The organism is Streptomyces sp. R818 (assembly GCF_056172735.1).
Genome location: NZ_JAOCNE010000003.1, coordinates 766,715 through 777,093, shown reverse-complemented (window position 1 = coordinate 777,093; position 10,379 = coordinate 766,715). Strand labels below are relative to the sequence as shown.

Genomic DNA, 10,379 nt, shown 5'->3' with positions numbered 1-10,379 from the left:
GGCCGAGGCGCCCACCGGCTGCGCGTACGCCGTGCTCGCGCACGACACGCTCGGCGGCGCCATCGAGACCAACACCGTCTACGACAAACCGACCGGCGGCGCCACCTGGGAGAACGGCCGCCTCTGGCGGGAGACCGTGGCCCGCGGCTCCGATGGGTACACAGAGGCGCGCCTCGCCCCCGGCCAGTGGACGCACCGCGCCGCCACCGCCCCCGTCGACGCGACGGAACCGCTCCCGTACGCCACCGTGATCATCACCGGTGACCGCAACGGTGACGGCCGCGTCGACTGGCAGGACGCCGCCATCGCCTTCCGCGACATCGCCGTCACCCCGCGCGGCGCCGACACACAGCACCTGCGGGTCGTCCCGCACATTCCGTTCAACTTCGCCTCCCAGGCGACCAACCCGTTCCTCGCGACCCTCGACAACGTCAAGCGCATCTCCCTCGCCACCGACGGCCTGCGCCAGTACACGCTCCTCAAGGGCTACCAGTCCGAGGGCCACGACTCCGCCCACCCCGACTACGCCGGGAACTACAACACGCGCGCGGGCGGCCTCCCCGACCTCAACACGCTCGTCCGCGAAGGCGCCACGTGGAACAGCGACTTCGGCGTCCACGTCAACGCCACCGAGTCCTACCCGGTCGCCCACGCCTTCTCCGAGACCCTCGTCGACAAGACGAACAAGCAGTGGGACTGGCTCGACCAGAGCTACCGCATCGACCAGCGCCGCGACCTCGTCTCCGGCGACATCATCGAACGCTTCGCCGCCCTGCGCCGCGACACCGAACCCGCCCTCAACACCCTCTACATCGACGTCTTCCGCGAATCCGGCTGGACCTCCGACCGCCTCCAGCGCGCCTTCCGCGACCAGGGCTGGAACGTCACCTCCGAGTGGGGCCACGGCTTCGAACGCTCGTCCCTGTGGTCGCACTGGGCGACCGAGACGGACTACGGCCCCGACACCTCCCGAGGCATCAACTCCAAGCTCATCCGCTTCATCCGCCACCACCAGAAGGACGTCTTCGCCGACAAATGGCCGACGCTGCTCGGCGTCGCCCGGATGGGCAACTTCGAGGGCTGGACGGGAAAGACGGACTGGACGGCGTTCTACCGCCTGATCTGGACGCACGCGCTCCCCGCTAAATATCTGCAGGCTCAGCCGATCAGGACGTGGGACGAGCACGAGATCACGTTCTTCGGCGACGGGCGCACCTCCGTCAGCGACGCGAGCGGCACCCGCCGCATCACCACCGACGGCCGCCTCGTCTACGACGACGGTACGTATCTGCTGCCCTGGGAACCCCGGAAAGCGGGCGACCCCGCGAAGCTGTACCACTACAACCCCGGTGGCGGCTCCTCGACCTGGCAGCTCCCGCGCGCGTGGGCGCGGCTGTCCCGCGTCGCCCTGTACCGCCTCACCGACCAGGGCCGGGTCTTCGTCTCCCACGTCCCCGCAGCCGCCGGCAAGGTCACGCTCACCGCCGACGCCGACCAGCCCTACGTGGTGTACCGGCGCCGCGCCGACCTCGACCGCGACCCCGCCTGGGGCGAGGGCACGCCGCTGCACGACCCGGGCTTCCACGCGGGGTCGCTGGAGGGCTGGCAGGTGACGGGCCCGGCGTCCGTCGTGCGCAGCGCCCTCGGCGACTACGAGGTGGTCGTCGCACCCGGCGCCGCTTCGACCGTCGCGCAGCGTCTGCGCCGGCTCACGCCCGGTACGTACGCCGCGTCCGTCCAGGTCGAGGTGGGCACCACGGCGGGAGAGCGGCGCCGGGCCTCGCTGGAGGTGCGCACGGCCGACGGCGTGACCGCCACCAACTGGACCGACACGTCGACCGCCGGGAACTACGTCGCCGCCGACCGCAAGCACGGGACGCGCTTCCAGCGGATGTTCGTGTACTTCACGGTGCCGCAAGGTGGCGGCGCCACGGTTCTGACGCTGCGGGCCGCGGCCGGGGCCGCGCGCGTGCGCTTCGACAACGTCCGGGTCGTCGCGGCCGAGCGCCCCGCCCTCCGGGCGGGTGTGGTGGTCTCCGAGAGCTTCGAGCACGTCCCGCAGGGGTGGGGCCCCTTCGTCAAGGGCGACGCGGGCGGCTCCACCGACCCGCGCACCCATATCGCCCAGCGCCACGCGCCCTTCACCCAGCGCGGCTGGAACGGCAAGACCATCGACGACGTCATCGACGGCACGCAGTCCCTCAAGTCGCGTGGGGAGAACGAGGGCCTCGTCTACCGCACGGTCCCGCACACCGTCCGCTTCCTGCCTGGCCGGCGGTACCGGGTGCGGCTGCGGTACGCGTGTGAACTGGCGGGCCAGTACGCCTGGGTCACCGGGGTCGACGGGCCCGGGGCCACGGAGCTGAGCCGCCGGGCGCTGGCTGTCTCGGTGGAGCCCAGCACCCTGTCCTACGAGTTCGCCGCGCCGGCGGAGGGGGAGGTCTGGGTCGGGCTCCGGAAGGTCGGGGACCACGGGACGGCGGAGTTCGTCCTGGACGGGTTCGAGGTCAGCGAGGCCGATGTGATGTGACGTCCCGCGCGACCGTCTGCCAGGTGACCGCGCGTCGGCGGGTGCGCGTGCGTCGTGGCTGATCGCGCAGTTCCCCGCGCCCCTGAAATGCGCACTCCGTGCGACATTTCCCCAGGGACAGCCCCCGGGGGACAGCCCCCCAGGGGCGCGGGGAACTGCGCGACCAGCCACGACGCACCCGCGCGCGCGGACACGCAGTCACCCGGCTGAGGGCATGGCGCTCAAACGGACTCGCAGCTCACCCGCCCCCTCCAGCTCAAGCACCCACACCTCGTTGACACCCACCCGCACCACAGGCCCGGGCACATACAACCCCCGTTGCGGCCCGACCCCCCAGTACCGCCCGAGGCAGAACCCGTTCACCCAGACGAACCCCCGCGTCCAGCCGTCCCCCAGTTCGAGCACCGCATCCCCGGCCCCGCCCCCGGCCACCTCGAAGGCCCCCCGGTGCAGACCCCGGCCGTCACCACTCGCCACACCCGCCGTCAAACCGGCAACCCCCTCGGGCGAGAACCCGTCCAGGCGGAGCCCGCGCGCCCGCACCCCGTGCAGGTACTGCCGCTCATGCAGCAGACCCCCCGTGATCCCCTTCCGCTCACCCGTGCGCGGGCCGTAGTTGACGCGGCCCAGGGACTCCACCCACAGCTCCACGCGCGCGTGCCCGGCAACCGGCCCGGGGAGCACCGGCTCCTCCTCGGTCAGCACCCCGGCCCGCTCCCCGTCGACGTACACGACGGCGACATCCCGCAACCCGACGGCCCGCAGGGGATACGGCTGCCGCGGCCCCGGCACGGTCACCGCGTAACGGACCAGCCCCCGGTCCACGTCGAGCTCCTCGAACGACGGCGGCACCGCGTGTTCCGACTCCGGCCCGCCCAGCGCCTCAAGAACCTCATCCAGCGGCGTGGATACCCCCAACTCGGCGCTCACCGCCTCCGCAAGCACCGCCGGCGCCGCGGGAACATCCGGCAACGGCGCCTCCGCGTACGCGCTCAGCACCTCCCGGAACAGCCAGAACTTCTCCGTCGGGCGGCCGAACTCGTCGATGGGCGCGTCGTAGTCGTACGAGGTGACATCCGGCTCCAGCGGCCCGTCGTGCAGCTCACCGCCCCGGTTCGCGCCGGCCCAGCCGCCGAAACTCGTCCCGCCGTGCGCCATGTACAGGTTGACGGACGCCCCGCACTCCAGGATCTCGCGCAGCGCCCGCGCCGCGTCCCCCGGATCCCGTACGACATGCTCCGCGCCCCAGTGGTCGAACCAGCCGCACCAGAACTCCATGCACATCAACGGCCCCGTAGGCCGGTGCCTGCGCAACGCGGCGAACGCCTCGCGCGCGTGGGAGCCGAAATTGGCCGTGGCGAGGACGCCCGGGACCGAGCCGCCCGTCAGCATGTGGTCCTCGGGCCCGTCCGAGGTGAACAGCGGCACTGTCACACCGGTGTCCAGCAACAGATCGGCCAGCGCCCGCAGGTACCGCGCGTCCGAGCCGTAGCTCCCGTACTCGTTCTCCACCTGGACCATGATCACCGGGCCGCCCCGGTCGATCTGCCGCTCCACGACGAACGGCATCAGCACCCGGAACCACCGCTCGACCGCCGCCAGGAACTCCGCGTCCCGGGTACGGATGCGCGAGCCCAGCGCCCCCGTCACCCAGTGCGGAAGCCCGCCGTTCTCCCACTCGGCGCACATGTACGGGCCCGGCCGCACGATCACCCACAGCCCGGCCTCGCGCGCCGCGTCCAGGAACCGGCCGACCGCCGCCGCGTCCCGCACCTCGCCCGCGCGCGGCTGGTGCAGGTTCCAGGGCACGTACGTCTCGACGCAGTTCAGGCCCATCGCCCGCAGCATCCGCAGCCGGTGCCCCCACTGCTCCTCGTGCACCCGGAAGTAGTGCAGGGCGCCCGAGAGCAGCCGCACCGGACGGCCGTCCACCTCGAAATCGTCCCCGCCCACCCTGAACTCGGCCATGACCTGCTCCTTCGCGCCTGATGGGCACATCACCCACCGGCCGTCACTGTCACCTCTGGCGGGCGACGGGGTCCATGGACAAAGATCGGCTGGTGTTGGACGGGAGCCACGCGAGGCCATGACCGGCACACGGAACCACCACGGAACCACGGAACCACCACGGGACCACGGAACCACCGTGGCACCACCAAGGCACCATGGGAGGGGACACATGTCCGCGTACCACACCTGGATGCGGTACTTCACACCCAGCCCCGTCCACCACCGCCTCGGACTGGTCTGCCTCGGCGTCGGACTCCAGCACGGACTGCTGCCCGCCGTCGGCCCCCGCACCCTCGACCACCACGTCGCCGTCGTCATCACCGCCGGGAGCGGCTGGATCGAACTGCCCGACGGCGAACGCGCCCCCGTCACCGCCCCCGCCCTCCTCTGGCTCACCCCGGGCACCTCCCACCACTACGGCGCCGACCCCCACACCGGCTGGGACGAGTGCTTCGTCGACTTCACCGGACCCGCCACCACCACCTACACCGAACTCGGCTACATCGACGCCGACCGGCCCCTCGTCCCGCTCTCCGAGGCGGCAGCCGCCCGCGCCGTCGTCGGCCGCATCGCCCGCGCCGCCCGCCGCGGCAACCCCCTCCTCGAGGTCGAGACCGGCGCCGCCGTCCACGAACTCCTCGTCACCCTGCGCCGCGCCCGCGCCGACATGGCCCCCGACGGCGACCCCGTCCTCCAGGCCCTCGCCCGCGACGCCTTCCGGCCCCTGTCCGTCGCCGAACACGCCGCCCGGCACGGCATGACCCCCGCCGAACTGCGCACCGCCGTCCGCCGCGGCGCCGGCTGCAGCCCCAAGGACTACCTCCTCGGCATCCGCCTCGGCCGCGCCAAGGAACTCCTCGCCGCCACCGAACTGCCCGTCGCCGCCGTCGCCCGCCGCGTCGGCTACGACGACCCCGCCTACTTCTCCCGCCTCTTCACCCGCCGCGTCGGCACCGCACCCGTCCGCTTCCGCGAGCAGCAGGGCCGCGCCGTGCCCGGCGGCTGGTCCGACCGCATCCCCGACCCTGACGACCCACCCATGCTCCACGTAGGCTGACCTGTCATGACTTCCGTTACGTCCGCATCCCAGCCGCCCGTCGACCCGGCCGTCCGCGCCGAGCTCGACCGCCTCCGCGACAGCATCGACAACATCGACGCCGCCGTCGTCCACATGCTCGCCGAACGCTTCAAATGCACCCAGCAGGTCGGCCACCTCAAGGCCCAGCACGCACTGCCCCCAGCCGACCCCGCCCGCGAAGCCCGCCAGATCGAACGGCTGCGCCAGCTTGCCGAGAGCGCGAAACTCGACCCGGCCTTCGCGGAGAAACTGCTCAACTTCATCATTTCCGAGGTCATCCGCCACCACGAGCAGATCGCCGAGGACAGCAAGCGCTGAGCGGGCCGACCGGGCTGATCGGGATCACCCTGTCCCGATGTCCGAGGCGTACGGCAGCATGACCCCATGCCCGTACTGACACGCGACGAAGCGCAGACCCGAGCCCGACAGATCGACGTCCAGCGGTACACCGTCGACCTCGATCTCACCCGCGGCAGCGACACCTTCGACTCCCGCACCGTGATCAGCTTCACCGCCCGCACCCCGGGCGACACCTTCGTCGAGCTCAAGCCCGCCGAGCTGCGCTCCGTCACCCTCGACGGACAGCCCCTCGACCTCGAAGGCCCCGCCGCCCTCGACGGCAACCGGCTGCCCCTCACCGGCCTCACCGAGGGCGCGCACGAACTGCGCGTCGACGCCGCCATGCGCTACTCGCACACCGGCGAGGGCATGCACCGCTTCACCGACCCCACCGACGGCGAGACCTACGTCTACACCCAGCTCTTCATGGAGGACGTCCAGCGCGTCTTCGCCGCCTTCGACCAGCCCGACCTGAAGGCCGTCTTCGACCTCACCGTCACCGCGCCCGACGGCTGGAGCGTCCTCGCCAACTCCGTCACCGAGCACCTGGGGGAGGGGAAGTGGCGGGCCGCCACCACCCCCCTCCTCTCGACGTACCTCGTCGCCGTCGCCGCGGGCCCCTGGCACTCCGTCCGCACCGAACACCGCGGCCTGCCCTTCGGCCTCCACTGCCGCCGCTCCCTCGCGCCCCACCTCGACGCCGACGCCGACGAACTCCTCGACATCACGCGCGCGTGCTTCGACCGCTACCACGAGAAGTTCGACGAGCCCTACCCCTTCGACTCCTACGACCAGGCGTTCGTCCCCGAGTTCAACGCCGGCGCCATGGAGAACCCCGGACTCGTCACCTTCCGCGACGAGTTCGTCTACCGCTCCGCCGTCACCGACACCGAGCGGCAGACCCGCGCCATGGTCATCTCCCACGAGATGGCCCACATGTGGTTCGGCGACCTCGTCACCCTCCAGTGGTGGGACGACATCTGGCTCAACGAGTCGTTCGCCGAGTACATGGGCTACCAGACCCTCACCGAAGCCACCCGCTTCACCGACACCTGGGTCGACTTCGGCGTCGCCCGCAAAGCCTGGGGCTACGACGCCGACCAGCGCCCCTCCACCCACCCGTCGCCCCCGAAGCCGTCCCCGACACCGCCTCCGCCCTCCTCAACTTCGACGGCATCTCCTACGCCAAGGGCGCCAGCGCCCTGCGCCAACTCGTCACCTGGCTCGGCGAGAAGGACTTCCTGGCAGGTATCAACACCCACTTCGCCCGCCACAAGTTCGCCAACGCCACCCTCGCCGACTTCATCGACTCCCTGTCCTCCGGCACCGACCGCGACGTCCACGCCTGGGCGGACGCATGGCTCCGCACGACCGGTGTCGACACACTGACGGCCACCGTCGAAACCGACGACACGTCATGGCACCTCGGCCTGACCAACCAAGGCAGCCCCGGCACCTGGACCGGCCCCGACCCCGCCCTGGACCGCGGTGACCGCAAGCACCTCACCTCCATCGCCCACGCGCCCTCCAAGCGCCCGCACCGCCTCGCCGTCGGCCTCTACGACACCGACCCCGACGACCCGCGCCGACTGACCCTGCGTGACCGCCGCGAGGTCGACCTCGGCGACGGCGGGTCCATCGGGCTCGCCTCCCAGGGCGACCGCCCCGCCCTCGTCGTCCCCAACGACCAGGACCTCACCTACGCCAAGATCCGCCTCGACCCCGCCTCCCAGGAAGCGGCCCTGCGCGGACTCTCCGGCGTCCCCGACCCACTCACCCGCGCCGTCCTGTGGAACACCCTGCGCGACATGGTCCGCGACGGCGCACTCGAACCCGCCGCCTACCTCGAGACCGCCGCCGCGCACCTCCCCGACGAGACCGACCTCGCCCTCGTCCAGGGCGTCCTCGCCTTCGCCCGCACCGAGATCGCCGACCGCTACAGCACCCCGGCCGAACGCCCCGCCGCGCTCACCCTCCTCACAACCCTCGGCGAGGACCTGCTGCGCCGCACCGAGGACGGCACCGACCCCGGCCTGCGCCTCACCGCCGTACGCCACCTCATCGCCGCCGCCCAGCACGCCGACACCATCCGCGGCTGGCTCGACGCCAACTCCGTCCCCGGCGGCCCCGACCTCGACCCCGAACTGCGCTGGCGCATCCTCGGCCGGCTCAGCGTCCTCGGCGCCATCGACGACGCCGTCATCGAGGCCGAACTCGCCCACGACCCCAGCGCCACCGGCCAGGAAGGCGCCGCCCGCTGCCGCGCCGCCCTGCCCGACCCCCAGGCCAAGGAAGCCGCCTGGAACGCCCTGTTCACCACCGACCCCGCCCAGGAACTCTCCAACTACCTGTTCACCGCCACCGCCCAGGGCTTCTGGCAGCCCGAACAGACCGACCTCCTGCGCCGCTACGTCCCCCGCTGGTTCGACGACGCCACCGCCCTCGCCGCCCGCCGGGGCCCCGCCATCGCCGAAGCCGCGGGCCGCTACGCCTTCCCCGCGCACGCCGTCGACGAGGACACCCTCCGCCTCGGCGAGCAGTGCCTCACCGCCGGCGCCCCCACCCCGGCCCTGCGCCGCAAACTCGTCGACCAGCTCGACGACCTCACCCGCGCCCTGAAGGTCCGCGCCCCCCGCCACCCATAAGAGACCCCCCACAACAGCCCCGTACGCCCTATACACCACCAACACCCCTTCCCCGTACACGAGTACCCCTTTCGGGTTGCCCTCCTTCCATTCGGTAAAGGCACCCTTACCTGAGGTCCAAGACTGGTGCGGCGCGGCTCATCCGGCCGCGCCGCACCCGCCCGTCACGGACCGAAGGACATGCATGAGCAGCACCCCGCCCCTCGCCGGAGGCACCCAGGGACCCGCCGCACTGCGGCCGCTGCTCGACACCGTCCTCGATGCACTCCACGAAGGCGCCGTCCGCCGCGACGGCCCCCTCCCTGCGGGCGGCCCGGACGCCGTCGCCGCCCTGCTCAGGGAGCACGCGGGCCCCCTGCTCCCCACGCACGGAACCGGCGCCGAGCACGCCCTGCGCACCCTCGTCACCGCCCTCACCGAAGGCGCCGCCGACCCCGCCGACCCGCTGTGCGCCGCTCACCTGCACTGTCCGCCGCTCGCCGTCGCGACCGCCGCCGACCTCGCCGCGAGCGCCCTCAACCCCTCCATGGACAGCTGGGACCAGGCCCCCGCCGCCTCCGCCCTCGAGGACCTCGTCACCGCGACCCTCGCCCACGAGGTCTACGGCACGGACGGCACCCCGCACCACGCCGACGCCCTCGTCACCACCGGCGGCACCGAAGCCAACCAGCTCGCCGTCCTCCTCGCCCGCGAGAGGAACCCCCACCCCGAACCCGTCCAGCTCCTCGTCGGCGCCAACGCCCACCACAGCCTCCCGCGCGCCACCTGGCTCTACGGCCTCCCCGCCCCCCTCACCGTGCCCGCCCCCGGCGGCACCCTCGACCCCGCCGCGCTCGACGAAGCCCTCACCGACCTCCCCGGCCCCAAACTCGTCGCCGCCACCGCGGGCACCACCGACGCCGGCCTCATCGACCCCCTCCCCGAGATCGCCGACGTCTGCGAACGCCACGGCGCCCGCCTCCACATCGACGCCGCCTACGGCGCGGGCCTCGTCTTCAGCACCCGCCACCGCACCCTCCTGACCGGCCTCGACCGCGCCCACACCACCACCCTCGACCTGCACAAACTCGGCTGGCAGCCGGTCGCCGCCGGACTCCTCGCCGTACGCGACCCCGCCGACGTCGCCGCCCTCACCTACCAGGCCGACTACCTCAACGCCGACGACGACACCGAAGCGGGCCTCCCCGACCTCCTCGGCCGCTCCCTGCGCACCACCCGCCGCCCCGACATCCTCAAGATCGCCGTCACCCTCAAAGCCCTCGGCCGCACCGGACTCGGCGCGCTCACCGACCAGGTCATCACCCTCGCCCATCACCTGGCCGCACTCATCGACGTACACCCCGGCTTCGACCTCTACGACACCCCCACCCTCTCCACCGTCCTCTTCCGCCCCCGCGGCGCCGACGCCGACGCCATCGCCGCGATCCGCCGCGCCCTGCTCACCGAGGGCCGCGCCGTCCTCGGCCGCGCCCGCACCGACGACGGCACCCTCTGGCTCAAGGCCACCCTCCTCAACCCGCACACGGACCCGGTCGACCTGGCCGCACTCCTCAAGCTGGTAGAGGGCCACATCCCCCGCTGACCCGCGCCGAGCCAAGGCCCCCGACGGAACCCTTCACAACCCGGTGGAGGGCCACATCCCCGCTGACCCCGCGCCGGCCCCGGCCCCCGACGCCCGACGGAACCCCTCACAACCCGGTGGAGGGCCACATCCCCCGCTGACCCGCGCCGGCCCCAGGCCCCCGACGCCCGACGGAACCCCTCACAACCCGGTGGA

6 protein-coding genes and 1 pseudogene are annotated in these 10,379 nt (G+C 72.6%); 6 read left to right on the top strand and 1 reads right to left on the bottom strand.

All coding sequences use genetic code 11. The features are described 5' to 3' along the window. On the top strand, nucleotides 1-2,530 hold a 2,530-nt coding region (locus N5I75_RS08660; protein WP_476675951.1), incomplete at its 5' end, for an endo-alpha-N-acetylgalactosaminidase family protein. Between the two features lie 198 nt (nucleotides 2,531-2,728). On the opposite strand, the gene N5I75_RS08655 is transcribed toward N5I75_RS08660, so the two are convergent. Continuing rightward, nucleotides 2,729-4,498: a glycoside hydrolase family 35 protein gene (locus tag N5I75_RS08655; protein WP_476675949.1), complete on the bottom strand. Its 1,770-nt coding sequence runs from the start codon at nucleotides 4,496-4,498 to the stop codon at nucleotides 2,729-2,731. Between the two features lie 211 nt (nucleotides 4,499-4,709). Between N5I75_RS08655 and N5I75_RS08650 the strand changes: the two genes are divergently transcribed. The 5 genes and pseudogenes from N5I75_RS08650 (at nucleotide 4,710) to N5I75_RS08630 (ending at nucleotide 10,184) form a co-directional block, all read left to right on the top strand. Beyond that, a complete protein-coding gene (locus N5I75_RS08650) occupies nucleotides 4,710-5,597 on the top strand; it encodes a helix-turn-helix domain-containing protein (RefSeq protein ID WP_476675947.1) in 888 nt (295 codons plus the stop codon). A 6-nt stretch (nucleotides 5,598-5,603) separates the two neighbouring features. After that, nucleotides 5,604-5,936, top strand: coding sequence for a chorismate mutase (locus N5I75_RS08645; RefSeq protein WP_476675945.1), 333 nt, complete (start codon nucleotides 5,604-5,606; stop codon nucleotides 5,934-5,936). Between the two features lie 66 nt (nucleotides 5,937-6,002). Further along, nucleotides 6,003-7,019, top strand: a pseudogene (locus N5I75_RS08640) (M1 family metallopeptidase); the annotation flags it as partial. Continuing rightward, a complete protein-coding gene (locus tag N5I75_RS08635) occupies nucleotides 6,926-8,602 on the top strand; it encodes an ERAP1-like C-terminal domain-containing protein (RefSeq protein ID WP_476675943.1) in 1,677 nt (558 codons plus the stop codon). The pseudogene N5I75_RS08640 and the gene N5I75_RS08635, both read left to right, overlap by 94 nt. Nucleotides 8,603-8,786: 184 nt before the next feature. Continuing rightward, nucleotides 8,787-10,184, top strand: coding sequence for a pyridoxal phosphate-dependent decarboxylase family protein (locus tag N5I75_RS08630; protein WP_476675941.1), 1,398 nt, complete (start codon nucleotides 8,787-8,789; stop codon nucleotides 10,182-10,184). The last annotated feature ends 195 nt before the right edge of the window (nucleotides 10,185-10,379 follow it).